At 69.8% G+C, this 24,248-nt stretch carries 25 protein-coding genes; 18 read left to right on the top strand and 7 right to left on the bottom strand.

All coding sequences use genetic code 11. The features are described 5' to 3' along the window. Positions 1–159 precede the first annotated feature (159 nt). On the top strand, positions 160–366 hold the full coding sequence (locus E1267_RS12140; RefSeq protein WP_055509312.1) for a cold-shock protein: 207 nt from the start codon (positions 160–162) through the stop codon (positions 364–366). Between the two features lie 140 nt (positions 367–506). Further along, positions 507–1,715, top strand: a complete 1,209-nt coding sequence (locus E1267_RS12135) for a PP2C family protein-serine/threonine phosphatase (RefSeq protein WP_132332530.1) — start codon at positions 507–509, stop codon at positions 1,713–1,715. Positions 1,716–1,796: 81 nt separating this feature from the next. On the opposite strand, the gene E1267_RS12130 is transcribed toward E1267_RS12135, so the two are convergent. Continuing rightward, complete coding sequence (locus E1267_RS12130) at positions 1,797–3,620, bottom strand: ABC transporter ATP-binding protein (RefSeq protein ID WP_132332529.1); 1,824 nt, start codon at positions 3,618–3,620, stop codon at positions 1,797–1,799. Next, positions 3,620–5,482 (bottom strand): ABC transporter ATP-binding protein, encoded by a 1,863-nt coding sequence (locus E1267_RS12125; protein WP_165959570.1) that lies wholly within the window; start codon positions 5,480–5,482, stop codon positions 3,620–3,622. The genes E1267_RS12130 and E1267_RS12125 overlap by 1 nt, the downstream gene beginning before the upstream one ends. Before the next feature lie 173 nt (positions 5,483–5,655). On the opposite strand from E1267_RS12125, the gene E1267_RS12120 reads away from it, so the two are divergent. The 5 genes from E1267_RS12120 (at position 5,656) to E1267_RS12100 (ending at position 10,014) form a co-directional block, all read left to right on the top strand. Then, positions 5,656–6,078, top strand: coding sequence for an Hsp20/alpha crystallin family protein (locus E1267_RS12120; protein WP_132332528.1), 423 nt, complete (start codon positions 5,656–5,658; stop codon positions 6,076–6,078). 87 nt (positions 6,079–6,165) lie between these two features. Next, the gene (locus E1267_RS12115; RefSeq protein ID WP_220449437.1) at positions 6,166–6,624 is read left to right on the top strand and encodes a general stress protein; all 459 of its coding nucleotides are present in this window, start codon (positions 6,166–6,168) and stop codon (positions 6,622–6,624) included. Between the two features lie 118 nt (positions 6,625–6,742). After that, the gene (locus E1267_RS12110) at positions 6,743–7,927 is read left to right on the top strand and encodes an AI-2E family transporter (RefSeq protein ID WP_246063785.1); all 1,185 of its coding nucleotides are present in this window, start codon (positions 6,743–6,745) and stop codon (positions 7,925–7,927) included. Between the two features lie 128 nt (positions 7,928–8,055). Next, a complete protein-coding gene (locus tag E1267_RS12105) occupies positions 8,056–8,655 on the top strand; it encodes a DsbA family protein (RefSeq protein ID WP_132332557.1) in 600 nt (199 codons plus the stop codon). Positions 8,656–8,721: 66 nt separating this feature from the next. Beyond that, the gene (locus E1267_RS12100) at positions 8,722–10,014 is read left to right on the top strand and encodes an ArsB/NhaD family transporter (protein ID WP_132332526.1); all 1,293 of its coding nucleotides are present in this window, start codon (positions 8,722–8,724) and stop codon (positions 10,012–10,014) included. A gap of 35 nt (positions 10,015–10,049) precedes the next feature. Here the strand turns inward: E1267_RS12100 and E1267_RS12095 are convergent, their stop codons facing one another. Genes E1267_RS12095 through E1267_RS12085 form a run of 3 tightly spaced genes read right to left on the bottom strand, consistent with a single transcriptional unit; the run spans position 10,050 to position 13,797 of the window. After that, the gene (locus E1267_RS12095; RefSeq protein WP_132332525.1) at positions 10,050–12,320 is read right to left on the bottom strand and encodes a xanthine dehydrogenase family protein molybdopterin-binding subunit; all 2,271 of its coding nucleotides are present in this window, start codon (positions 12,318–12,320) and stop codon (positions 10,050–10,052) included. Continuing rightward, positions 12,317–13,312: an FAD binding domain-containing protein gene (locus E1267_RS12090; RefSeq protein ID WP_132332524.1), complete on the bottom strand. Its 996-nt coding sequence runs from the start codon at positions 13,310–13,312 to the stop codon at positions 12,317–12,319. Before E1267_RS12090 ends, E1267_RS12095 begins: the two co-directional genes overlap by 4 nt. Continuing rightward, positions 13,309–13,797, bottom strand: coding sequence for a (2Fe-2S)-binding protein (locus tag E1267_RS12085; RefSeq protein WP_220449442.1), 489 nt, complete (start codon positions 13,795–13,797; stop codon positions 13,309–13,311). Before E1267_RS12085 ends, E1267_RS12090 begins: the two co-directional genes overlap by 4 nt. 121 nt (positions 13,798–13,918) lie before the next feature. Here E1267_RS12085 and E1267_RS12080 point away from each other — a divergent pair, with 121 nt between their 5' ends. The 6 genes from E1267_RS12080 to E1267_RS12060 all read left to right on the top strand — a co-directional run bounded on the left by E1267_RS12080 (position 13,919) and on the right by E1267_RS12060 (position 18,662). Beyond that, positions 13,919–14,578, top strand: coding sequence for a TetR/AcrR family transcriptional regulator (locus E1267_RS12080; RefSeq protein ID WP_132332522.1), 660 nt, complete (start codon positions 13,919–13,921; stop codon positions 14,576–14,578). 153 nt (positions 14,579–14,731) lie between these two features. Then, positions 14,732–15,142 carry a glycoside hydrolase family 5 protein gene (locus E1267_RS46295; protein WP_246063783.1) on the top strand — a complete coding sequence of 137 codons (411 nt, stop codon included), beginning with the start codon at positions 14,732–14,734 and terminating at the stop codon, positions 15,140–15,142. Then, positions 15,135–15,563, top strand: a complete 429-nt coding sequence (locus E1267_RS46290; RefSeq protein WP_246063781.1) for a cellulase family glycosylhydrolase — start codon at positions 15,135–15,137, stop codon at positions 15,561–15,563. The genes E1267_RS46295 and E1267_RS46290 overlap by 8 nt, the downstream gene beginning before the upstream one ends. A 263-nt stretch (positions 15,564–15,826) precedes the next feature. Continuing rightward, positions 15,827–17,215 carry an alanine/glycine:cation symporter family protein gene (locus E1267_RS12070; protein WP_342774804.1) on the top strand — a complete coding sequence of 463 codons (1,389 nt, stop codon included), beginning with the start codon at positions 15,827–15,829 and terminating at the stop codon, positions 17,213–17,215. A gap of 46 nt (positions 17,216–17,261) precedes the next feature. Then, positions 17,262–17,690, top strand: a complete 429-nt coding sequence (locus E1267_RS12065) for a hypothetical protein (protein WP_132332520.1) — start codon at positions 17,262–17,264, stop codon at positions 17,688–17,690. 18 nt (positions 17,691–17,708) lie between these two features. Further along, on the top strand, positions 17,709–18,662 hold the full coding sequence (locus E1267_RS12060) for a WXG100-like domain-containing protein (RefSeq protein ID WP_132332519.1): 954 nt from the start codon (positions 17,709–17,711) through the stop codon (positions 18,660–18,662). A gap of 21 nt (positions 18,663–18,683) precedes the next feature. On the opposite strand, the gene E1267_RS12055 is transcribed toward E1267_RS12060, so the two are convergent. Further along, positions 18,684–18,995 (bottom strand): YbaB/EbfC family nucleoid-associated protein, encoded by a 312-nt coding sequence (locus tag E1267_RS12055; protein ID WP_132332518.1) that lies wholly within the window; start codon positions 18,993–18,995, stop codon positions 18,684–18,686. Positions 18,996–19,023: 28 nt separating this feature from the next. Between E1267_RS12055 and E1267_RS12050 the strand changes: the two genes are divergently transcribed. After that, complete coding sequence (locus E1267_RS12050; protein WP_132332517.1) at positions 19,024–19,950, top strand: glutaminase; 927 nt, start codon at positions 19,024–19,026, stop codon at positions 19,948–19,950. A 2-nt stretch (positions 19,951–19,952) separates the two neighbouring features. Here E1267_RS12050 and E1267_RS12045 read toward each other — a convergent pair whose 3' ends face one another. Next, positions 19,953–20,900: an AfsR/SARP family transcriptional regulator gene (locus tag E1267_RS12045; RefSeq protein ID WP_132332516.1), complete on the bottom strand. Its 948-nt coding sequence runs from the start codon at positions 20,898–20,900 to the stop codon at positions 19,953–19,955. Between the two features lie 40 nt (positions 20,901–20,940). On the opposite strand from E1267_RS12045, the gene E1267_RS12040 reads away from it, so the two are divergent. The 4 genes from E1267_RS12040 to E1267_RS12020 all read left to right on the top strand — a co-directional run. After that, a complete protein-coding gene (locus E1267_RS12040) occupies positions 20,941–21,126 on the top strand; it encodes a substrate-binding domain-containing protein (protein WP_246063778.1) in 186 nt (61 codons plus the stop codon). Positions 21,127–21,205: 79 nt separating this feature from the next. Next, positions 21,206–22,216 carry a LacI family DNA-binding transcriptional regulator gene (locus E1267_RS12035; RefSeq protein ID WP_132332515.1) on the top strand — a complete coding sequence of 337 codons (1,011 nt, stop codon included), beginning with the start codon at positions 21,206–21,208 and terminating at the stop codon, positions 22,214–22,216. A 353-nt stretch (positions 22,217–22,569) separates the two neighbouring features. Beyond that, complete coding sequence (locus E1267_RS12025; protein ID WP_132332513.1) at positions 22,570–23,364, top strand: alpha/beta fold hydrolase; 795 nt, start codon at positions 22,570–22,572, stop codon at positions 23,362–23,364. 295 nt (positions 23,365–23,659) lie between these two features. Continuing rightward, positions 23,660–24,248, top strand: a 589-nt coding sequence (locus E1267_RS12020) for a hypothetical protein (RefSeq protein WP_181957791.1), incomplete at its 3' end; no start/stop codon positions are given.

Genomic DNA, 24,248 nt, shown 5'->3' with positions numbered 1-24,248 from the left:
CAGTTGCAGATGTGTTACCCATAAGACTTGTGCGCACCTGACGAGATTGATCTTCAGGTGCGTTTTTTGTTTCCGGTCATCTCCGGATGGGCTCATTCCAGCGACGCGGGGTCCGTAACGTGCGGATCTCGTCCCGCCTCCTATCTAAAGGAGATAGACATGGCGACCGGAACCGTGAAGTGGTTCAACTCTGAAAAGGGCTTCGGCTTCATCGCGCAGGACGGCGGCGGCGCCGACGTGTTCGCGCACTACTCCAACATCGTTTCCAACGGTGGCTACCGTGAGCTGACCGAGGGCCAGAAGGTGGCCTTCGACGTCGTCCAGGGCCAGAAGGGTCCGCAGGCGGAGAACATCGTTCCCGCCTGACACGGCACCAAGCTCGCACGACCGGGGCCCGCACCGACATGGTGCGGGCCCCGGCTCGTTTCGGGAGAAACCACCCATGAGGTGCGGAATCCCTGGGTATGACGTGGGGCAACGGGAGGGTCGCGAGGAGAGTCCTGCGCATGCGAAGTGACGGCGAGCTGATGTTGGGCGGGCTGCTGGAGGCGGCCCACCTGAGCGCGCTGGAGGACGTGCCCAGCGTGGTCGCGGAGCACGCCCGCCCGGCCGGCTTCTCCCAGGTCCTGATCTACGTGACCGACCTCCAGCAGCAGCGGCTCGTACCCCTGCCGCGCCAGCGCAACGGCGACGGTGACGTGCTCGAACCGATCCTCATCGACACCACGCTCGCCGGACGGGCCTTCCGCAACGTGGAGATCGTACGCAGCCGGCGGCCGAGGCCCGGGAAGGAGCCGCGGGTGTGGGTGCCCATCCTCGACGGCACCGAACGCCTCGGCGTGCTCCAGGCGACCATGCCGGAAACCGGTGAGACCGCAGAACGGCGGGTCGCTCAGCTGGCATCGCTCATCGGGCTGATCCTCGCGACCAAACGCTCCCACAGCGACTCCTACGCGCGGCTGGTTCGCGTCCAGCCGATGACCCTGTCGGCCGAGGTGCTGTTCAACCTGCTGCCGCCGGGCACGTTCGCCAACGACCGCGTGGTGGTCAGCGCCATGCTGGAGCCGGCGTACGAAGTGGGCGGCGACGCCTACGACTACGCCATCGACGGCGACACCCTGCATGTGTCCGTCTTCGACGCCATGGGCCACGACACGTCGGCCGGGCTGACCGCCACCGTCGCCATGGGCGCCTGCCGGAACGCCCGCATCCACGGCACGGGCCTCGTGGCCGCCGGCCAGGCCATCGACGAGGCGATCGCCGAGCAGTTCACCGGGCGGTTCGCGACCGGGATCCTGGCCGGCCTCGACCTGCGCACCGGCGAGCTGAGCTGGGTGAACCGGGGACACCACCCGCCGCTGGTGCTGCGCGGAGGCCGCTGGGTGACGACCCTGGCCGCCGAACCCGACCCGCCGATGGGGTTCCGGCTGAGCCCGGACACCGGGCTGCTCGGCTATCAGCTGCAGCCGGGCGATCGCCTGGTCTTCTACACCGACGGGATCATCGAGGCGCAGAGCCCCGACCGGGAGTTGTTCGGGCTGGAACGGTTCATCGACTTCCTCATCCGCCACGAGGCCGACGGGCTGACCGTGCCCGAAACGCTGCGGCGGCTCATCCAGGCCATCCTGAAACACCAGCGCGGCCGGCTCCAGGACGACGCCACCGTACTGGTGGTGGAGTGGCAGAGCGGCACCTCGGAACGCCTCGTGCTCTGAGGCCCCCGACACCCTCCGCCGCTGGAACGGCTGGTGTCGGGTGCGCTCGACGTGTTTGCCGCGTGCCGGGGGGTGGCTTCGCTAGGAAGAGCTGACGGGGACGAAGCCGGTGCCGGCGCGGTAGTGGGGTGACTGGTGGCGGAAGTAGGTGTTGTAGACCTGGCAGTAGCGGCCGCCCCGGGCCAGCAGCGTGGGGTGGTCGCCTTCCTCGACGATGCGGCCGTGGTCGAGCACGATGATGCGGTCGACGTGTTCGATGGTGGACAGCCGGTGGGCGATGACGATCGAGGTGCGGCCGGCCAGCACGACGTCGAGGCCCTCCTGGATCTGGGCCTCGGTCAGCGGGTCGACGCTGGCCGTGGCCTCGTCGAGCACCACGATGGCGGGATCCTGAATGAGCAGCCGGGCCAGCGCGACGAGCTGGCGCTGGCCCATGGACAGGGCGCGGCCGTGCTCGCCCACGTCGGTTCGCAGGCCGTGCGGGAGCGCGTCGACCCAGTCGCCCCCGCCGACCGCCGACGCGGCGGCGAGCACGTCGTCGTCGCTCGCCTCCGGCCTCGGGTAGCGAATGTTGTCGGCGACCGTGCCGCTGAACAGGAACGGCGCCTGCGGGACCGCGCCGATCTGCCTGCGGTAGGCGGGCAGGTCGAGGCCCCGGATGTCGTGGCCGTCGATCAGCAGGCTGCCCTGCTGGAACTCGTAGAAGCGGGTGATCAGCTTGCTGAGCGTGGACTTGCCCGCTCCGGTGTGGCCGACCAGCGCGACGGTCTCGCCCGCCTCGATGAGCAGGTTGAAGTCGCGCAGCACGGGGTTGCCCGGGTCGTAGCCGAAAGTGAGGTCGCGGAACTCGATGCGGCCGGCGAGCCTGCCGGGGTCCTGCGCGCCGGTCTGCACGACGCGCGGCTCGGCGTCGATGAGGGCGAAGACCCGCTCGGACGCCGACAGCCCCTGCTGGAACTGGGACCAGAACGCGGCGATGGACGTCAGCGGGAGCCAGAAGAGCGCGACGCCCTGCAGGAACAGGTACCAGTCGCCGGCGCTCAGGCCGCCGCCGATCACCGCCGTGCCGCCCAGCTGGACGAGGGCCACCGTGGCGAGCCCCGCCACCAGGAAGAGCACGGGGAAGACGGCGGAGAAGACGAACCCCTGCCGCAGCGTCACGCGGTAGCTCTGCCGGTTGATGGGCCGGAACTCGTCGTAGACCTGCTGCTCCTGGCGGAAGTTCTTCGCCACCGCGATGCCGCCCATGGTCTCCTGCAGGTTGGCGTTGACCCGGCTCAGCGAACGTTGCGCGTGGCGCGTGCTGGCTCGCGCGAGGCGGCGGAACAGAAGCGCGATGCACACCACGATCGGCACGACCAGCATCGTCAGGAGGGCGAGCTCGACGCTGCGCAAGAACAGCAGGGCCGTGACGAAGCCGACCATCAGCACCTGGCTGATCAGGTCCATCGTCAGGGTGGAGACCGTGGCGAAGTCGTCGGTGTCGGACGTCACCCGGCTGACGATGCGGCCCGACGGCGTCTCGTCGTAGAAGGACAGGTCGCGGGCTAGCACGGCGTCGAACGCGTCTTCGCGCAGCCGCAGGACGACGTCGCCGGTGACCCGCGCGCTCTGCCACTGTCGTACGAAGTTGAAGCCCCATCCGAGCACTCCGGCCAGCAGGGTGCCGCCCACCAGGTGCAGCCCCACCTCGGCGATGGTGCCGTCGGCGAGCGCGTCGACGGCCAGGCTGACCAGCAGCGGGACGGCCGCCTGGCTGACCGAGCCCAGCACGATCATCGAGGCGACCACGAACATGGCGCCCAGCTTGGGTCTGAAATAGGACAGGATCCGGCGGAGCAGGTCGCGGTCGTTGTAGGCGCGGTCGTAGTCCTCGGCGTCGAGGCCGTCCATGAGGAAGCCCATCAGCGGGCCCTCCCCTGCTCGCTCTCCAGGACCGGGGCCTTCGGCTCGCCCGGTCCGGCCGGCGGGCCTGCCGCCGCGTCCGCGGCCACCTCGACCTCGTCGTAGTGGGAGAAGATCCGGCGATAGAGGCGGCTGCGCCGGATGAGCTCGTCGTGCGTACCGTAGTCGACCAGCTCGCCCCGCCGCAGCAGCAGGACCTTGTCGGCCCAGCGGATCTGGGAGAGCCGATGGGTGATGAGCAGCGTCGTGCGCCCGTCGAGCACGCGGCCGATCGCCTGCTGGATCAGGTCTTCGGTGGCGGAGTCGATGGCGCTGGTCGAGTCGTCGAGCACGAGGATCGCCGGTTCGGTCAGCAGCGCCCGCGCGATGGCCAGGCGCTGGCGCTGGCCGCCCGACAGCGTGACGCCGCGCTCGCCGATGACGGTGTCGTAGCCGTCGTCGAGCTCGGCGATGAACTCGGCGGCCTGCGCGTCCTCGGCCGCCCTGACCACGGCCTCGCGGTCGGCCCGCTGCCCCAGGCTGAAGGCGATGTTCTCGGCCACGGAGCGGGAGAAGAGCACGATGTCCTGCTCGATGGTGGAGATCTGGGAGCGCAGGGAGTCGAGGTCCCAGTCGCGTACGTCGACGCCGTCGACCAGGATGCGGCCCGAGGTGACGTCATAGATGCGCGGCACCAGCTTGGTGAGCGTGCTCTTGCCCGATCCGGTCTCGCCGACGATCGCCACCGTCTCGCCGGGCCGCACGCTGAACGTCACGCCGCGCAGCACCGGGTCACCCTCGTCGTAGCCGAACGTGACGTCCTCGAAGACGATCTCTCCGGCGATGGGCGCGGCGCGGCCGTCGTGCCGCTGCTCCAGCTCGGCCTCGGCGCCGATGATGTCGAGGATCCGGCGGGAGGAGGCGATGCCGATCTGCACCAGGGAGAAGGTGAAGATGGAGATCTGCGTCGGGAAGCCCAGCATGACGACGAGGCCCATGTAGGCCACCAGGTCGCCGACCGTGATCGCCCCCGCTCCCTGCAACATGAGGCCGTGCCCCAGGGCGCCGGCCACCGCGAAGGCGTAGAGGAAGGTGGGCAGATAGCGGGCCTGGATGAGGCCGTTGCGGACGAACGAGTCGCGGTAGAGGCGCGCGTCGGCGCGGAAGCGCCGACGCTCCTGCCCCTCCTGCGCCGTCACCTTGATCACCTCGATGCCGCGCACGGCCTGGTTGAGCCCGGCGTTGAGCTCGCCGAACTGCTCGCGCATGCGGGTCGAGACCGGGTTGAGCCTGCGCATGTAGTGGCGCAGCGCGAACACGAAGACGAGCGTGTAGACGCCGGGCACGAGCAGCAGCCGGGGGTCGATGGCGGCGATGAAGAAGAACGGCACCAGGCCGTTCAGCCAGGAGTCGACGATCAGGTCGACGCCGGGGCTGATCATGATGGACAACTGCCGGATGTCGTTGGCCGCCCTGGCCATGAGGTCGCCGACGCGCTGGCGGTTGTGGAAGGTCTGGCTCTTGCCGAGCAGGGCGACGTAGAGCTCGTCGCGGGCGTCACGCTCCAGGCGTTTGGCCAGCACCTCGCTCCCCATGCGGGCGACCAGGTCGGACAGGCCCCGGGCCGTGACCAGCGCCAGCATCGCCAGCGTGATCGCCCACAGTGCGGAGGCCGGCTCGCCCCGCTCGCCCAGCACGGCGTCGAAGGCGTCGCCGGTGAAGAGGGGCACGGCGGCGTTGAGCACGATCATGACGAGCGACCCGCCGAGGAACCCGGCCAGGTGCTGCGGATGCCGGCGCAGGTGGGACCAGAGCCAGCGCACGGGGCCGCGCCGGTCGTAGCGCGGGCCGGAGACGGAGAACTCCGAGCTGTTGGTGGTCACCGGCAGGTCCTTCCCCCCTTGGGCCGCGGTGGCGGCGCCGCACTGTTCCTACCATCCGGGGCCGACAGAATCCCATCGCATTTCGCGCCGCTTGACAGAAACCTGCAACTGTAGTTATATGTTTTATGAAGCCATATATAGAAGGATCGAACCACACACGGAGGTGGCAGACGATGCGGCTCACGTCGATCGACTCGGCCTTCCGCGAGCTGGAGCGGCTGACGCAGCCCGTGTTCGGTGGCGCGTGGACGTCGATGCCGATGGACGCCGTCCGCCGTAACGACGAGGTGCTGCTCCGCTTCGACCTTCCCGGCATCGACCCCGACTCGATCGAGGTCACGGTCGACGGCGGCGTCCTGTCGGTGAGCGCGCGACGCGAGGAGACCTACACCGAGGACGAGGGCGTGTTCGTCCACGAGCGCTCGACCGGCACCTTTACCCGGCAGGTCTACCTACCCGAACACCTCGACGCCGACGGCGTCCAGGCCGCATACGACAACGGCGTGCTCATCGTGCGTGTGCCGGTGCTGGAGGCGGCCCAGCCGCACAAGGTCGAGATCGCCAAGGGCGACGCCGCCCGGGCACTCACGAAGTGACCATGGGCGTGGCGGCCTCCGCCACGCCCATCACGAAGGAAGGGGTCCACGATGTTCAAGACGGCACCGACGGTTGTCCTGCCGGCAGTGGAAGACCGCCCGGTGATCGGCACCTACTCCACCGCCGAGCAGGCCAAGAAGGCCGTCGGCTTCCTGGCCGAGAACGGGTTCCCCGTGGAGCGGTCCGGCATCGTCGGCCACGATCTCCGCCTGGTCGAGACGGTCATGGGCCGCGCCACCGCGGGCCGCGCCGCGGCCGCGGGCGCCGCCACCGGCCTCTGGTTCGGGCTGATCATCGGCCTGCTCATGCCGCTCTTTGCCGGTTCGACGGGCTCGACGGGCTCGACAGGGGCGCTCGTGCTCGGCGGGCTCGCGTACGGCGCGCTCTTCGGCGCCGCGTTCGGCCTGGTCACCTACCTGGTCAACAAGGGCCCCGGGTTCGTCTCCCAGCAGGCCGTCGTCGCCGACCGCTACGACGTCGTGGCCGACGCGGCCGTCGCCGACGACGCCCGCAACCTGCTGATCAAACACAACTGGCGCTCGTAGGCGGGCGCCGCGATCCACTCCTGCTCCGTCGGGCCTGTCACGCCGACCCGCGACGGCTGCTGAGGTTCGGGGCGCCGGCCGCCGTGGAGTCCCGGCCATTCGGGGCAGAGGTGACTGTGTGAAGAACCTCAATCCCGGTCGGGAACCCCTGTGGGGACTGGTGCCGCCGCTGCTGGCCAGGATGGCCGCGTGGAGCGCGTGCCTGATCCTCGTCGGCGTGGTGGCCAACTACCTGATCGGCGTCGTGGCGGCGATGCGGCTCATCGCCCTGCCCGTGGCGGTCGCCCTGCTGCTCACCGCGCTGCTCTTCCCGCTGACCAGGCGCCTGGGCGAGGCGGGCATGCGGCCGATCTACGCCACCTGGGTGACGATGCTGGTCGCGCTCGCCGTACTGGCCGGGACGGGCTGGATCATCGGCGTACGCGGCAACAAGGAGTTCCCCGGCCTGGTCAAGCAGGTGCAGGAGACCGCGAGGACCGTGGAGGGCTGGCTCTACAGCGGCCCGCTGCGCCTGGAGCCGAACCAGCTCAGCCAGTGGGTCGAGGACGTCGCGGGCCTGATCAGGGCGCAGCAGCAGCAGATCACCACCACCGTTCTCCAGGGCACGATGGTGGTGCTGGAGGTGCTGGCCTCCATCGTGCTGCTGCTGTTCGTGACGTTCTTCCTGCTGAAGGACGGCGACCGGATCTGGGCCTGGTTCCTCAGGGGCTTCGGTACGGCGGCGCCGCGCGTCGACAGGGCGGGACGTACGGCCTGGGCCACGCTGTCGCACTACGTGCACGGCACCGTGGCCGTGGCGGCGGTGCACGGCATCGTCATCGGCATCGTCCTGGCGGTCATGGGTGTGCCCCTCTGGCCGGCGCTCGCCCTGCTGATCTTTCTGGCGAGCTTCGTCCCCATCGTCGGCATCTTCTTCGCGGGGGCGGTCGCGACGCTGGTCACGCTCGGTTCCCGTGGCCCCGTCTACGCGCTGATCTTCGTAGGCATCCTGGTGGTGGAGCAGCAACTCGAGAACCACGTGCTGCAGCCGCTGATCGTCGGCCGGGTGCTGCGCTTCCACCCGCTGGCGATCATCCTCGTGCTCGCCGTCGGCGGCATCCTGGCGGGCATCGCGGGAGCGGTCGTCGCCGTGCCGATCGCCGCGATCCTCTACCGGTCGATACCCGAGCTGTTCCGCGATCCGCCGCCGGAACTGCCGCCTCCGAAGCCAGGGGCGCCAGGCGGGAACGAACCACCGCGTCTCAAACCGGCCGGACCCGGGGACGGCGAGCCGCCCGCCGGCGGGAACGTGAAGGTGGGCTGAGGACACCGAGGACATCTCGTGCATTGCTTCACCGGCAAGGCCCTGCGTGCGCAGCCGACGCGAGGTGCCTGTCGGCGGCCGGGTGATCGGGATACGGTCGGAGCGTGACTACGCCTCAGGTCGCCGACATGTGGTTCGACCCGTCCTGCCCCTACACCTGGGTGACCTCCCGCTGGCTGCTGGAGGTGCGGAAGGTGCGGCCCGTCGAGGTGCGCTGGCACGTCATGAGCCTGTCCGTGCTCAACGAGGGCCGTGACGACGACCCCGAAGGCGACCCCGAGGGCTACCTGTGGGTTCCGGTACGCGTGTGCGCGGCCGTCCTGCGGCATCACGGCCAGGAGGCGCTGGGCCGGTTCTACACCGCGCTGTGGACGACCGGCGGCGGCGACTGGATCGCCGACCTGCGTACGGCGCTGGAGAGCGCGGGACTGCCGGCCGAGCTGGCCGCGGCGGGCACGTCCACCGACTACGACGACGACGTGCGGGCCTCGCACGCCGAGGGCGTCGCCCTGGTCGGCGAGCACGTGGGCACGCCGATCGTGGCAGTCACGGGCACAGGCGGTGGCGCGGACGGCGGCGGGCGCGTCGCGTTCTTCGGCCCTGTCATGTCGCGTGTCCCGCGGGGCGAGGACGCCGGCCGGCTGTGGGACGGCACGCTGCTGGTGGCGGGCACGGAGGGCTTCCACGAGCTGAAGGGCGGGCCGCACCAGGAGCCGGTGCTCGACTGAGTCAAACCGTCTGATCTGGGTTGATAACGTGTGGTCGGCGGTCCTGTCACCGACTCGGGAGTTCGTTTGACCGTTACGGCCTGGCTGGCGGTGGCCGCGTTCCTGTGCGCGTACACGTTGATCGCCACCGAGAAGGTGCATCGGGTCGCGGCGGCGCTCGGCGGCGCGGCGATCATGCTGTTGGTCCACGCCACCGACGCGGGCTCGGCGTTCTTCGACGAACATTCCGGCATCGACTGGAACGTGATCTTCCTGCTCCTCGGCATGATGATCATCGTCGGGGTGCTGAAACAGACCGGCGTCTTCGAGTTCCTGGCCATCTGGGCGGCCAAACGGGCCAGGGGCCGGCCGTTCCGGCTCATGGCGCTGCTGATCCTGATCACGGCCAGCGCGTCGGCGCTGCTCGACAACGTGACCACCGTACTGCTCATCGCGCCCGTGACGTTCCTGGTGTGCGAGCGGCTGGCGCTGCCCGTGGTCCCCTACCTGATCGCCGAGGCGCTGGCGTCGAACATCGGCGGCGCCGCCACGCTCGTCGGCGACCCGCCCAACATCATCATCGCCAGCCGCGGCGGCCTGACCTTCAACGACTTCCTCGTCCACATGGGGCCGCTCATCGTGGTGCTGGTGGCGGTGTTCATCGGGCTGTGCCGGTGGTTGTTCAGGTCGGCGTTCACCTACGACCCCGAACGGGCCGCGGAGGTCATGGCGCTGAACGAGCGGGAGGCCATCGCCGACCCCCGGCTGCTGCGGCAGGCGCTGGCCGTGCTCGTGCTGGTGATGGCTGCGTTCGTGCTCCACCCGGTGCTGCACTACGAGCCGTCCGTGGTCGCGCTGCTCGGCGCGGGCGTGCTGGTCGCGGCCACGCGCGTGACGACCGAGGAGGCCATCGCCGAGGTCGAGTGGCCGACGCTCGTGTTCTTCGCGGGGTTGTTCGTCATGGTGGGAGGGCTGGTGGAGACCGGCGTCATCGGGCTGGTCTCCGAGGCGGCGGCCGAGGCCACCGGCGGGCGGCCGGCCCTGTCGGCGATGGTGCTGCTGTGGGGCTCGGCCGTGTTGTCGGCCGTCGTGGACAACATCCCGTACGTCGCCACCATGAGCCCCATCGTCGCCGATCTCGTCCAGGCCGCGGGCGGCGGCGAGCAGGCGCAGGTCTTGTGGTGGGCCCTCGCGATCGGCGCCGACCTGGGCGGCAACGCCACGGCCGTCGGGGCGGCGGCCAACGTCGTCATCCTCGGCATCGCCGCCCGCAACGGCAACCCGATCAGCTTCTGGCAGTTCACGAAGTACGGGCTGGTCGTGACGTTCGTGACCGTGGCGCTGTCGACGCCGTACCTGTGGGTGCGCTATCTCACCTGAGCGGCAGGACGTCCACGCCGTGTTCGTTGCCGTAGCTACAGCAATTTGTCGAGGGTGATGGGCAGGTCGGCGACCCGCTTGCCGGTGGCGTGCCTGACGGCGTTCGCCACGGCGGCGGCGACCCCGGTGATGCCGACCTCCCCGATACCGAGCAGCCCCAGGGGCATCGTCGGGTCGGGCACGTCCAGCCACTGCACGTCGATGGGCGGGACGTCGGCGTGCACGGGGACGTGGTACTCGGCCAGGCTCGGGTTCATGATGCGGCCGGTACGCGGATCGACCTGGCTCGCCTCCGACAACGCCATGCCGATGCCCATCACGATGCCGCCGCGCAGCTGCGCCGCCGCCGTCTTCGCGTTGATCACCCGGCCGATGTCGAACACGCCCAGCCAGCGCGACACGCGCACCTCGCCGGTGTCCTGGTCGACCCGCACCTCGCAGAAGTGGGCGCCGCACGCGGCCTTCACCCAGCGCCGGCGGTCGTTCAGGGCCCGCGCCAAGAACTTCAGCATGCCCGTCCTCCCGCCCGCCTCCAGGTGGTCGCGCCCCGCGCGAGCCAGGATCGCCGCGTACGTCTCGCCGTCCCCGCCGTGATGGAGACCGCCGTCGCGGGCCTCCAGGTCGTCCAGCCTTCGCCCGCGCAGCGGCGAGTCCGGCGAGCGCCGCGCCAGCGCGAGGGCCGACTCCTTGAGCTTGCGGCACGCGGCCAGCACCCCTTCGGCGCCGCTGGCCGTCTGCGCCGACCCGCCCGCTCCCGGCCCTTCTGGCAGCTCGGAGTCGCCGATCTCCACGCGTACGGCCTCCAGCGGCACGCCCAGCTCGTCCGCGGCGATCTGGGCCTGCACGGTGGCCGCGCCGACGCCGATCTCCTGCAGGGCGCAGCGCACCACGACCTCGCCGCCGGCGTCCATCCGCACGGTGACGGCGGCCGGCATCACCATCGACGGGTGGTACGCCGTGGCGACCCCCATGCCGACCAGCCAGCGACCGTCCCGCATCGAGCCGGCCCCGGGATCGCGTTCGCGCCACCCGAAGCGCTCCGCCCCCACCTCGTACGCCTCGCGCAACATGCGGTGGGAGAAGGGTTTGCCGTCCATCGGGTTGCGCGCGGGCTCGTTGCGCATGCGCAGCTCGACGGGGTCCATGCCGAGCTCGCAGGCCAGCTCGTCCATCGCCGACTCCAGGGCGAAGGAGCCGACGGAGTCGCCGGGGGCGCGCATGGACGTGTTGGCGAGCAGGTCGAGCCGGACGAGCCGCTGCCGCAGATGGATGGTGGCGGCGTCGTAGAGGTGGCGCGAAGGCGACACGACGCCCTCGGGCATGCCGCCGATCCGGCTCGTCATGGCCACGCTGGTGTGGATCAGCGCGGTCAGGTCGCCGCCGGCGTCGGCGCCCAGCGCGACCCGCTGCACGGTGGGGGTCCGGGCGCCGACCGTGCGGTGGACGGCCTCCCTGGTGAGGGCCAGCCGTACGGGGCGGGCGGTCGCGCGGGCGGCCAGTACGGCGAGCAGCGTGCCCGCCCAGACCGCGTACTTGCCGCCGAACCCGCCGCCCACGTAGGGCGACAGCACCCTGATCGCCCGCTCGGGGATGCCGAACCTCAGCGCCAGGTGCCTGCGCAGCCAGGCGATGTGCTGCGTGCTCTCGTGCACGGTCAGGTGGTCGCCGTCCCACACGGCGACCGTGGCGTGCGGCTCGATCGCGTTGTGGTGGTGCGGCGGCGTGGTGAAGCGCAGGTCCACCGACACGGGCGCGGCGGCGAGCGCGACCGCCGCGTCGCCCTTGTCGCCGCCGGCCGGCTGGATCATGCTGCCTTTCTGCTGGACCGCGTTCGGTTCCTCGGCCGCGAAGTCGACCACGGCGGGCAGCTCCCGGTACGTCACCCGCACCAGCGTGGCCGCGTGCCGGGCTGCCTCGGGCGTCTCCGCGACCACGACCGCCACCGGCTGGCCGTTCCAGTGCACCTCGTCCGTGCCCAGGTAGGAGACCGTGGTGCCGGAGGCCAGCGAGCTGAGATTCAGCAGGCTGCGCTTCGGCGCCGGCTTCATGGGCGGCGCGTTCTCGTGGGTGAGCACCTCGATCACGCCGGGCACGGCGCGCGCGGCCTCGGTGTCGAGGCTCTCGATGCGGCCCCTCGCGACCGTGGCGTGGACGAGCGCGGCATGGGCCATTCCCGGGTGGCGGTGCTCGGCGGCGTAGCGGGCCTCGCCCGTGGTCTTGGCCCGGCCGTCGACCCGGTCGACCGGGCGTCCGACGTGCTTGACGGCGGCCTGCCGCTGCTCGGTCTCGGCGTACTTCGTGGTCATGCGGTGCCCTCTCCGGTGTTCAGCTCGCGCAGCGTGGCCACGACCGTGGCGCGTGCGAGGTGGACCTTGAACGCGTTGCCCGGCCGGACGTCGGCCCCGGCCAGCTCGGCCTCGGCCGCGCGGGTGAACGACTCCTCGCCCGCCGGCCCGCCGAGCAGGATCCGCTCCGCCTCGTGCGCCCGCCAGGGCTTGGCCCCGACGCCGCCGAGCGCCAGCCGCACCGCCGTCACGGCGCCGTCCCGCACCTCCAGCGCCGCCGCCACGGAGACCAGGGCGAACGCGTACGACGCCCGGTCGCGCACCTTGCGGTAGCGGGAGCGGGCCGCGAACGGGGCGGAGGGCAGCTCAACCGCGGTGACCAGCTCGTCGGGGGCCAGCTCCGTCTCGATCTCCGGTGTGTCGCCGGGGAGCCGGTGGAAACCGGTCATGGGGATGCGCCGGGTCCCACGCACGCTCTCCACCTCGATCACGGCGTCGAGCGCCGCGAGCGCCACGCACATGTCGGAGGGGTGCGCGGCTATGCAACTGCCGCTGACGCCGAGGACGGCGTGCGACCGGTTGAGCCCTCCGAGCGCGTCGCAGCCGCCGCCCGGCTCGCGTTTGTTGCAGGCGGCGGCGTGGTCGTAGAAGTAGGGGCAACGGGTGCGCTGGAGCAGGTTGCCCCCGACGGTCGCCATGTTGCGCAGTTGGGCCGAGGCCCCGGCGAGCAGCGCCTGCGACAACACCGGGTAGCGGGCGCGGACCCGTTCGTCGGCCGTGAGGGTGCCGTTGCGCACCAGCGCGCCGATCCGCAGCCCGCCGCCTGGCAGCTCGTCGATCGTGTCGAGGGGCAGGCCGGTGACGTCGACGACCGTGTCGGGCCGCTCGACGCCCTCGCGCATGAGGTCGACCAGGTTGGTGCCGCCGCCGAGGAACTTCGCGCCCGGCTCGCCGGAGACCGCGCGGACGGCGCCGGCGACGTCGGCGGGCTTGACGTACGCGAACGGCTTCATCGTGCCTCCTGCGCCGCGACGTCCCTGATGGCGTCGACGATGCCGTTGTAGGCGCCGCAGCGGCACAGGTTGCCGCTCATGCGCTCCCTGATCTCGGCCTCGGTGAGCTCCCCTGACCGTTCGGTCACGGCGCTGGGCATGCCCGCGCGGTGTTCGGCCAGCATGGCGACCGCCGAGCAGAGCTGGCCGGGCGTGCAGTAGCCGCATTGGAGGCCGTCGTGCCGGATGAACGCCGCCTGCAACGGGTGCAGTTCCTCGCCGGAGGCCAGGCCCTCGACCGTGGTGATCTCCCTGCCGTCGTACTGGACGGCGAGGGCCAGGCAGGCGTTGATGCGCACGCCGTCGGCTAGCACCGTGCACGCGCCGCAGGCGCCCTGGTCGCAGCCCTTCTTGGGGCCGGTGACGCCGAGCCGGTCCCGCAGGGCGTCGAGCAGGCTGACCCACGGCTGGACGTCGAGGGACTCGACGGCGCCGTTCACCCGCATCCGTATCTCCGTCACGCTCTTCCTTCCGTCGGAACCCGTTGTCCCGGCGACGCTAACAGAACACCGTTCCCTTAACAAGAGAACAGCGTTCTTTTAAATGGGCGTCGTATGCTGGGCGACGATGACGCGGACTTTCCTGCGGGCCAGGCGGCCCGAGCACAAGCAGCAGCGGCGCGAGGCCATCCTCGCCGCCGCTCGCCAGCTCGCCGCCGCGTCCGGCGTGCGCAACGTCAGCCTGGGAGCGGTCGCGGAGGCGGTCGGACTGGCGAAGTCCAACGTCGTGCGCTATTTCGGCACCCGGGAGGAGATCTACCTCGTCCTGACCGCCGAGGAATACCGGAGCTGGGCGGAGGCGGTCACCGGCCGCCTGCGCACCGCCCGCGACGTGGACGACGTGGTGGCGGCGCTGGCGGAGACGATCGCCGAGCGCCCGCTCTTCTGCGACCTGCTCAGCCACTCGTCGGTCAGCCTGGAGCACAACGTGTCGGTCGAGGCGGCCCGCATCTACAAGCGCGGTGTGGTGACCATGATCGACGAGCTGGGCACGCAGGTCGCCCGCGCGTCGCACCTGACCGAGAGCGAGGCCAGGGAGCTCGTCGGCGCGGCCGCCGTCACGGCCGGCCGGCTCTACCCCGCCGCCAACCCGCCGCGGGTCCTCGCCGAGGTCTACGCCCAGGAGCCCGAGCTCGCCCGGCACTGCCCCCAGTTGCTGCCCGCCCTCCACCGCTTCCTCGCAGCGCTCGCCGCCGGGCTTCCCACGCTCAGGCCGCCCGCCGGCTGAAAGTTTCACGTCCCGCCGCCCGTCGTCCGCGACGTCTGCCCACGTAGGGGTCGCCACCCGCGCCGCGACTCGCGCCGCCCCGCTGTACACCGGGACCGAATCCGCAGACCATGCCTGTGCATAACCGGTTAACCACAGCGGAAGGGCACCCTTATGACCAATCGGCTCGGGCTCGTGGCGGCGGCGTTCGTGTCGCTCCTCGTCTCCATGATCGTCGCCCCGGCTCCCGCGCACGCCGCGACCGGACTCCAAGTCGGCGGCACCAGGATCGTGGAGGCCGACGGGAACCCGTTCGTCATGCGCGGCGTCAGCCACGCGCACACCTGGTTCACCACCCAGACCGGTTCCTTCGCCGCCATCAAGACGCTGCGGGCCAACACGGTCCGCGTGGTGCTGAGCGGCGGCAGATGGGCCCCCAACGACGCCGCCGACGTGGCCAACGTCGTCTCGCTCTGCAGGCAGAACCGGTTAATATGCGTGCTCGAGAACCACGACACGACCGGCTACGGCGAGCAGGACGGCGCCTACACCCTCGGCCAGGCCGTGGCAGTTCACCATGCGTGACAACGCGAGGACCGTGGCCGCCGCCGACCCCCAGAGCAACACCGTCTTCTCCATCCACATGTACGGCGTCTTCGACACCGCCGCCGAGATCACCGCCTACCTCGACGCCTTCCAGTCGTCCGGCCTGCCGCTGGTGATCGGCGAGTTCGGGCACGACCACTCCGACGGCAACCCGGACGAGGACACGATCATGTCCGAGGCGCAGTCGCGCGGCGTCGGCTACATCGGCTGGTCGTGGAGCGGCAACGGCGGCGGCGTCGAATACCTCGACATGGTGAACGACTTCAACGCCTCCAGCCTGACCTCCTGGGGCCGGCGCATCTTCGACGGCGCCAACGGCATCGGGCAGACCTCGCGCGAGGCGACGTACTTCGGCGGCGGCACGGCCACGGCGGGCTCCTTCGCCTGCACCGCCTCCTGATCGCCCGGCCGCGCCCTTGCGCCGCCGGCCGTGTCCCCGCCGCGTTCTCCGTCCGGCGGGGGCACGGCCATCGATGAGCCATTCAACAATGCAAGAATAATTGAAATTTGGCGATGTATCACTATTGTATCGGCGGTCGCTAGCATGCCGAACTCACCCCTCCATCGGGTTTCGCGTTCAATGTTGCCGGCAAACCCTCGCACACGAGAGATATCTTCATGGATGCTGCGCTCGCCGATATCACTGACGGCTTGTGGACATATTTGCTCATTCCCGTAGTCGTCCTCCTGGGGCTCTTCTTCACCATCCAGTCCAAGGGGGTGCAGTTCCGCATGTTCCCGGAGATGTTCCGGGCGGTGGCGCGGAAGTCGGCGCCGGACCGGGAGGGCGGGAGACCGGTGTCGTCCTTCGGCGCCTTCACCATCTCCGCGGCGGCCCGGGTCGGCACAGGCAATGTGGCGGGAGTGGCCGCCGCCATCACTCTGGGCGGGCCGGGCGCGGTCTTCTGGATGTGGGTGATGGCGGTCATCGGCGCCGCGTCGGCGTTCGCTGAATCGACCCTCGCGCAGCTGTACAAGGTGCGCGACAAGGGCTCCTTCCGCGGCGGTCCGGCCTACTACATGAGGTTCGGCCTCAACGCCAAGTGGATGGGCATGATCTTCGCGGCGGTCATCACGCTGACCTTCGCACTGGCCTTCAACTCGGTGCAGGCCAACACGATCAGCGCCACCATGGTGTCGGCGTTCGGCATGCCCGCCGACTCGGCCGCGCCGTCCGTCATCATCGGGCTCGCCCTTGTCGCCCTCACCGCGTTGGTGGTCTTCGGTGGAGTGACCCGGCTGGTGTCGGTGACGACCATGCTGGTCCCCGTGATGGCCATCGTCTACCTCCTGCTCGGCGGCACCGTGGTGATCATGAATATCCAGAACATTCCCACAGCGGTCAGCGAGATCGTGAGCAGCGCGTTCGGATTCGAGGAGATGGCAGCCGGCGGCCTGGGCGCGGCCATCATGCAGGGCGTGCGGCGGGGCCTGTTCTCCAACGAGGCCGGGCTCGGCTCGGCGCCGAACGCGGGCGCCGCGGCGAGCGTGCGGCACCCGGTCAACCAGGGGCTGGTGCAGGCACTGGGGGTGTTCTTCGACACCATCCTGGTCTGTTCCCTCACCGCGTTCACCATTCTGTTCGCCAACCCCACACTGGCCGGCAACGACGAGACCGGGGCCAACCTCACCCAGTCGGCGCTGGTGACGAACCTGGGCTCGTGGGCGGGCATCGCGCTGGCTGTGGTGATCTTCATGCTGGCGTTCAGCTCGGTGCTGGGCAACTACTACTACGGCGAGTCCAACGTGGAGTTCCTGGTCGGCCGCAAGGGTCTGCCGGTGCTCCGCGTGCTGGTGCTGATCGCGGTGTTCGTCGGGGCCGTGGGCTCCTTCGCCACGGTGTGGGCCGTGGCCGACCTGATGATGGCACTGCTGGCGCTGATCAACCTGGCCGCGCTGGCGCCGCTGTCCAAGACCGCGTTCAAGCTGCTGGGCGACTATGTGGCACAGCGCAGGGCGGGCGTGGAAGATCCGGTCTTCACCAAGGACCGGATGCCCGAACTGCGCAACGTGCAGGTCTGGGACAGCGCCGACGCGCCGGTGAAGAGCTGACCTGCCCCGGCTGAAGGCCGTGTTGCCTTCCTGTACTGGAGAGAAAATGTCACACCCCGACCGTTCAGCGCGCGAGTACAGAACCTCTTACGAAAATCTGGAGGACAGCAGTGAAGGAATTCGGGAGGAAGGCAACTACCTGTTCCACGCGACGGACCATCTTCGTGAAGAGGTGTACCGGCTCGCGGAATATTTCGGGAACCCGTCCACCGACGAAGTCGCACGCGTCTTCCGCAACGGCCAGGACGGCCGGCCCGGTTTCGACGAGGTCTACCACGACCTGGACAGGGCGATGCAGGACATGCTGATGTCCTATACCGAGATTTCCGCGACGCTGAACTCGATGTCCGCCACCGTCAAGGAGGCGGACTGGATCACCAAGCTCAACGTGGGCGCCGTCCAACGGCTTGTCGAGTTCAGCTCCAGGACGAACGACTCCATCACCGTGCCGACCACCAAGGCCCGTCACCACTGACCTCGGAAGGAGGCGCGCATGTCCCTGGGGCCGTCGGCCAAGGTGACGCTCGGCCTGATGGGCGGCGTCGGTGCGGTGGCAGCGCTGAACCCCGAGACGATACTCGGGGTTCGGTACCTCGAAGGCGATCCGGAGAAAATCCGCGAGGCCGCGGACAAGCTCGAGTTGATCGCCGACTCGATCGACCGCCATCAGCAGCAGGCCCACACATGGGCCGAAAAGGTATGGACGGAGAACAACGGGCGCGACTATGCCGAATTCCATAAGTTCTGGGAGGGCAAGTTCGGTCTCGCGGTGTTCGTGACGGCGTACAAGTACCGAAGAGCGGCCGCGGCATGCCGCGCCTACGCCGACGTCATCGAGAAGACCAACTACGCGCTGAAAGTGCTCTGCGCGATCCTGATCGCGGACCTGATCTTCACCACCGGCTACCAGCTCGTCACCTGGAAGATCTTCAGGGCGATCGCGCGCAAGCAGGCGTTGTTGATAAAAAACTATGGCGAGACCTTCGCCATCAAATATCTCCTGCCCTACTTCGTCTACCCGCTCGCGGACAGCTTCGCCTACGCGGCGGGCGAGGTGGCCATCCCCTTCGCCATCAACGCGGTCGCCGGGGTGGAGAAGGACCTGTCGGGCAACGACGTGTTGTCACTGGACCACAACATGAAGGAGTACGGTAGCCATTTCCTGAGCAACATGGTCTTCGACGGCGTGGCGGATGCCACGGCCTACGGTATGCAGAAGGTGCCGGGGCTGCGGATGCTCAACCAGAACATCCCGCTGCCCAACGGCTGGCAGCTGAACACCGGAACCATCATCCCCAGGATGGCCGGAACGACCATGTACGCGGTGACCAGGGACCTGACGTACCACGACAACCCGCTTCCCGGCTCCGAAACCGGACTGACCGCGGAGGAGATGTACCAGAAACTCCTGGCCCACGGCTCGCGCGGGTTCATCCCGCGACGGTGACCACCGTCCGCCCGGTCGTGGCTACTCCAGATCGAGGTACGGCTTGGCCACCTGCATGGTCTTGCGCCCGGCGTCCATCATGGCCTGCCGGGCGGCATCCATGATCGCCTCGGCCAGGTCTTCGGAGCCCATCCGCATCGCCCGTCTGTCGATCCGCAGTCCCAGCAGCTCTCCGGACGGTGCGACCCGGACCACCACCTTTCCCCCCGCGCTCGCCGCCTCGCCCTGTATCTCGTTGACCTGCCCGATGACGTCGGACAGCGGCTGGGCTTCTGCGCGAAACTCCGCCACGAGCCGGTCGAGCTCGGGGTCGAAGCTCCCACTCTCGTTCATGCGCCGAACTTACTAGAGATTGTTTGACATGGTGATAGCAGCGGTAAACGACGAGGAAGTCGTGCGGAACGTGTTGACCGCTGTCAAGCCTTTCATCGGCCAAGGCAAGGTCGCGGACTATATCCCCGACCTTGCCCGGGTGGATCCCCGCCAGTTCGGCCTCGCCTTGGCGACGGCGGACGGCGAGGTGCACACGGCCGGCGACGTGACCACTCGTTTCTCGTTGCAGAGCATCATCAAGGTGTTCGGCCTGGCGCTGGTGCTGAGCAGGGACAGCGACGCCGTCTGGAAGCGGGTCCATCGCGAACCTGCGGGCACCCCGTTCAACTCGCTGGTCCAGCTGGAGATGGAACGGGGCATCCCGCGCAACCCGTTCATGAACGCCGGGGCACTGGTCATCACCGACCAGTTGCTGACGGACAGGGGCGACGCCTTCGACGCGGTACGCACATTCCTGCGCGCCGAGTCGAGCAACCCCGAGGTGCAGGCGGACACCGTCACCGCGACCTCCGAGGCCACCAACGGGTTCCGCAACGCCGCGATGGCCAACCTGATCGCCGACTTCGGCAACCTGACCAACCCGGTGGACCGGGTGCTGGACCACTACTTCCGGCAGTGCGCGCTGATGCTGAACTGTCACGAGCTGGCCCGCGCAGCACTGTTCCTGGCCCGCGACGGGATCCGGCAGGACGGCTCGCGGATCCTGTCCGCGCGGGACGCCAAGCGGATCAACGCGATCATGCTCACCTGCGGCACCTACGACGCCGCCGGTGACTTCGCCTACCGGATCGGGCTGCCGTGCAAGAGCGGCGTCGGCGGCGGCATCGTGGCCATCGTGCCCGGCCGCTACGCCCTGGCCGCATGGGGGCCGGGGCTGGACCAGAAAGGCAGCTCGGTGGCGGCGGCAGCGGCGTTGGAGGCCTTCGTCTCGCTGACCGGCTGTTCCATCTTCTGACGCTATCGCAGCCGCAGCAGGTAGCTGGCCTGACCCTCGTCGTCGGTCTCGACACGTTCCACCAGCCCGGCGGCGGCCATCGCATCCACCAGTTCGTGCGCCGTCATCGGATCGGTGGGCGGGAGCCCTTCGGACCCCGGGGTCAGAGCGGAGAACCACGGGCCGTTGGCCTCCTGCAGCGCCTCGAGCACGAGGGAGCGCACCCGGGCACCGTTCAGGATGCCGGACTGCACCGTCCGCAGTTCCTCACTCGGCTCGACGCCGAGTTCCTCGCGCAACGCCTGACGGCACTCCACGTACGCGGCCAGCGCCTCCTCACGGCGGCCCCTGCCGTACAACGCGAGAATGAGCAGCATCCACGCCCGTTCCCGGAACGGATGGTCGCTCAGGAACTTCCTGGTCCGGGTGATCACTGAAGCGTACATCTGTGCGGCGAGCTCGAGCGCGGCCAGACTCTCGAGCAGTGCCAGGCGCTGCTCAGCGAGCTGCTCCAACGGCCCGGCCCACTGCGGGTGCGGCGGCACGTCCTCCAGCGGACTGCCGCGCCACAGGCCGTCCGCAAGGCGGAACAGCTTCAGGGCGATCTCCGGACGGTGCCGCTCGAGGGACGACTCCGCCTGCCGTATCAGCTCGGTGAAGGTCAGCATGTCCAGCTCGTGCGGGCTTACTCGGAGCCGGTAGCCGACCGAGTCACCGATGATCCTGTCGATGCCGCCCAGCATGGTGCGAAGGGAGCTGGCGTAGGTGCGGATGTTGGCGATCGCAGAGCGTGGTGGCCGGCCCTGCCAGAGGATTTCCACCACGGTGTCCAGCGGCGTCACCCGGTTGGGGTTGAGCAGCAAGGTGGCGAGGAACTGCTGTCGCTTTCCCGCGGCCAGCCGGACGGCCCGTCCGCCCGCCCGTACCATCAGCGGCCCGAGGATGCCGAAACGCAATCCATCATCCCACATAAGGCAAAGAGTATATAAACCTGACAATCCCCATGTTCACGTGTCAGTTCTCCACATCCGCCCGGCGTTGACGACCGTCGACATGAACCTCGAACTGCTCGGCCGGACGGCGCCGCAGCACCTGTTCGCGGCCATCGACGGCAGGGCCACACCAGGCGTGCACAAGATGCCCTGCCGGCTGGTGATCAGGGACTCCGCCTCCCATCCGGATCGCCTGGCGGCTTAAGCGGTTCCCCTCAGGACTCGGTGCCACAGGCCGGTGACCTACAGTAGAGAGGGTTATCCGGTTCAGGAGAGGGACGTCCGTGAAGCGACCGACGATCGCCGACATCGCCAGCCGGGCGGGAGTGTCCAAGGTGGCGGTCTCCTACGCGCTCAACGGGCAACCCGGGGTGTCCGAGGCGACGCGGGCCAGGATCATCGCCATAGCCGACGAGATCGGCTGGCGGCCCAACAGCGCGGCCAGGGCGCTCAACGGCGCCAGGGCCAACTGCGTCGGCCTCGCGCTCTGCCGGCCCGCCCGAATCCTGGGCGTCGAGCCGTTCTTCATGGAGCTGATCTCCGGCATCGAAGGGGTGCTCGCCGACCGCTCCTACGCGCTGCTGCTCCAGGTCGTCACCAGCCACCAGCAGGAGAGCGAGGTCTACCGGCACTGGTGGGGCGAGAGCCGCATCGACGGCGCCTTCCTCGTCGACCTGCACTATTCCGACACCCGCGTGGCCGAGCTCGAACGGCTCGGCATGCCGGTCGTGGTGATCGGCCACCCCTCCGAGTCGGGCTCGTTGTCGGCCGTCTGGTCCGACGACGGCGAGGCCGTCCGCGAGACCGTCGGCTACCTGCGGGCGCTCGGCCACCGCCGCCTCGCCCGGGTCGCCGGGCTGCCCGAGCTGGTCCACACGACCGTACGCGACCAGGCGTTCGCGCGGGCCTGCGAGGGCGCGGCCGAGCACGTCATCGTGCACACCGACTACACCGGCGAGGAGGGCGCCAGGGCCACCAGGAGGCTGCTCAGCTCGCCGGACCGGCCGACGGCGATCGTCTACGACAACGACATCATGGCCGTGGCCGGGCTGTCGGTGGCGCAGGAGATGCGGGTGGAGGTGCCGGGCGACCTTTCCATCGTGGCCTGGGACGACTCGCCGCTCGCCCAGGTCGTCCGGCCACCGCTGACCGCGCTCACCCGCGACATCCCCGCCTACGGCGCGCACGCCGCCCAGCGCCTGCTGGCCCTCATCTCCGGGGAGAGCGTGCCGCCCTACCAGGACCGGGCGGCCGTCCTCACACCACGCGGCAGCACCGGCCCCTCCCGTCCCTGACCCGCGTGCAGGCGCCGGGCCGCGCGGCCCGGCGCCTGCGCGCGCGTCCTCAACCCGGTCGCGCGGTTCTGAGCCGGCCGCACGTGCCCGAGCCCGGCCGCACCTGCTGGAGCCGCAGTGCTGGAGCGCGGCTCCGGTCCTGCGCGAACCCCGTACGCGCAGGTCCGCGGCGCGTGCCGCGGGGCGCGGCTGGCAGACCGCGTGTTCCCGCCGCGGCACGCGCCGTCCCCTCCTTCGCGGCACATCCCACTCTGACGGAGCGTGGGGCGGGGTGTCTGCGTACGTTTACGTGCAACCGAGACCCGACCGTGACCTGTCTTGACAAATTTTTTTGTCGGCTCTAGGTTCAACCCATGGACAAAGTACGTTCGGCCGACGGCACCCCCATCGCCTACACGCGCGTCGGCCACGGCCCCGCGGTCATCCTCGTCGACGGCGCCCTCAGTTTCCGCAAGCAGAGCATCAACGCCGCCCTGGCCACCGCGCTGGCCGGCGACTTCACGGTCTACACCTACGACAGGCGCGGGCGCGGCGAGAGCGGCGACATCCCGCCGTACACGACGGAGCGCGAGATCGAGGATCTGGCCGCGCTGGTCGCCGAGACCGGCGGCCCGGTGCGGCTCTACGGCACCTCCTCAGGGGCCGCCCTCGCGCTGGCCGCCGCCGACGCGGGCGTTCCGGTCGAGAAACTCGCGCTGTACGAGCCGCCGTTCATCGTCGACGACACCCGCCCCGCCATCCCCGCCGACTACGAGCGCACGCTGGACGAGCTGGTGGCCGCCGACCGCCGCGCCGCCGCGGTGCGCTACTTCATGCGTACGGGCGTCGGGCTGCCGGCCGTGGTCGTGGCCATGATGCGGTTCATGCCGGCCTGGTCCACGCTCACGTCGGTGGCGCACACGCTGCCGTACGACGTGGCGTTCGTGGCGCCGTACGAGAAGGGCGTGCCCTACCCCGAGTCCAGCTGGGCCGCCGTCAAGACGCCGACTCTGGTCATGGACGGCGGCAGGAGCCGACCATGGATCCGCAACGCCGCCAGGGCGCTGGCCGGCCTGCTGCCCGGCGCCGAGCACCGCACGCTCGACGGGCAGACCCACATCGTCAAGGCGGAGGCGCTCGCGCCCGTGCTGACGGAGTTCTTCCGCTGACCTGCTCCGCCGTCCTTCCTGGAGGCATGTGATGCGGTTTCGCACCACGATCGAGCCGGCCGCCAAGACCGCCACGGGCTTCGAGGTCCCCGCCGAGGCCGTCGAGAAGCCCGGCACGGGCCGGGGTGTAAGCCGACGACGAGGTCGAGGTGGACCTCGAACGTCGCCGACGCCGTCGGGGTGGCGTGAGCTCGCCGGTGGGTCGCCGGAGCGAGTGACTCGCTCTTGAGAGGGAGAGCGCGGATCGCCCGGCCAGGCGATCACAACCGGCCCGGGAAACCGCAGGCTGGGGGGTATGCGACAACCCCGAGAAGATCCCGCTGTGATCGTCCGCGCCGCTTACGTCACCGCTCCGCTGCTCGTGCTGGCCTACGGAGTGATCCGCATCGTCGACGGGTTCGACGGGAGCCGGGGGCCTGGGCCGGCCTGGACGATCGGGCATATAGCGTTTCTCGCCGCCCTCGCACTGTTCATCGTTATATTTCGGGATATGTGGCGAATACTCGGCCGTACCAGGCTCGCCACCGCGCAGTTGGCCGTCGGGATCGCCGGCATCGCGTGCGCGGCCACGCAGTTCCTGATCGACATCGCGATCGGTTTCATGGCGGCCGACCACGCGGCCATGGGGCCGCTGTTCGAACAGGTGCAGGCCGTGCCGGGGGCGCAGCCGGTCATCTACGACGTGGGGCCGTTCCTGTTCTACGTGGCCCAGCTCGCGCTCGTCGTCCACCTGGCCGCCCGCAGGCAGGTGACGTTGTGGACCCCTGCCCTGGTGACCGTCGACCTCGCGCTGCCCCTCATCGATAAGGACCTGATGTCCGTCGGAGCGTTCTTTCTGCTGGTGTCGTTCTGGCCACTGGCCAGGAGGAGCACTTCCGCCGCCC

The organism is Nonomuraea longispora, assembly GCF_004348345.1.
Taxonomy (GTDB): domain Bacteria; phylum Actinomycetota; class Actinomycetes; order Streptosporangiales; family Streptosporangiaceae; genus Nonomuraea; species Nonomuraea longispora.
The sequence above is the reverse complement of the archived record's forward strand: the minus strand, read 5'-3'. Positions and strand labels throughout refer to the sequence as shown.

Excerpts from the sequence above, each read along its gene's own strand:
- E1267_RS12140 (WP_055509312.1), top strand. The coding sequence starts at position 160 with ATGGCGACCGGAACCGTGAAGTGGTTCAACTCTGAAAAGGGCTTCGGC.
- E1267_RS12135 (WP_132332530.1), top strand. The coding sequence starts at position 507 with ATGCGAAGTGACGGCGAGCTGATGTTGGGCGGGCTGCTGGAGGCGGCC.
- E1267_RS12130 (WP_132332529.1), bottom strand. The coding sequence starts at position 3,620 with ATGGGCTTCCTCATGGACGGCCTCGACGCCGAGGACTACGACCGCGCC.
- E1267_RS12120 (WP_132332528.1), top strand. The coding sequence starts at position 5,656 with ATGCGGCTCACGTCGATCGACTCGGCCTTCCGCGAGCTGGAGCGGCTG.
- E1267_RS12105 (WP_132332557.1), top strand. The coding sequence starts at position 8,056 with ATGTGGTTCGACCCGTCCTGCCCCTACACCTGGGTGACCTCCCGCTGG.
- E1267_RS12095 (WP_132332525.1), bottom strand. The coding sequence starts at position 12,320 with ATGACCACGAAGTACGCCGAGACCGAGCAGCGGCAGGCCGCCGTCAAG.
- E1267_RS12090 (WP_132332524.1), bottom strand. The coding sequence starts at position 13,312 with ATGAAGCCGTTCGCGTACGTCAAGCCCGCCGACGTCGCCGGCGCCGTC.
- E1267_RS12085 (WP_220449442.1), bottom strand. The coding sequence starts at position 13,797 with ATGCGGGTGAACGGCGCCGTCGAGTCCCTCGACGTCCAGCCGTGGGTC.
- E1267_RS12080 (WP_132332522.1), top strand. The coding sequence starts at position 13,919 with ATGACGCGGACTTTCCTGCGGGCCAGGCGGCCCGAGCACAAGCAGCAG.
- E1267_RS46295 (WP_246063783.1), top strand. The coding sequence starts at position 14,732 with ATGACCAATCGGCTCGGGCTCGTGGCGGCGGCGTTCGTGTCGCTCCTC.
- E1267_RS46290 (WP_246063781.1), top strand. The coding sequence starts at position 15,135 with ATGCGTGACAACGCGAGGACCGTGGCCGCCGCCGACCCCCAGAGCAAC.
- E1267_RS12065 (WP_132332520.1), top strand. The coding sequence starts at position 17,262 with ATGTCACACCCCGACCGTTCAGCGCGCGAGTACAGAACCTCTTACGAA.
- E1267_RS12060 (WP_132332519.1), top strand. The coding sequence starts at position 17,709 with ATGTCCCTGGGGCCGTCGGCCAAGGTGACGCTCGGCCTGATGGGCGGC.
- E1267_RS12055 (WP_132332518.1), bottom strand. The coding sequence starts at position 18,995 with ATGAACGAGAGTGGGAGCTTCGACCCCGAGCTCGACCGGCTCGTGGCG.
- E1267_RS12050 (WP_132332517.1), top strand. The coding sequence starts at position 19,024 with ATGGTGATAGCAGCGGTAAACGACGAGGAAGTCGTGCGGAACGTGTTG.
- E1267_RS12045 (WP_132332516.1), bottom strand. The coding sequence starts at position 20,900 with ATGTGGGATGATGGATTGCGTTTCGGCATCCTCGGGCCGCTGATGGTA.
- E1267_RS12025 (WP_132332513.1), top strand. The coding sequence starts at position 22,570 with ATGGACAAAGTACGTTCGGCCGACGGCACCCCCATCGCCTACACGCGC.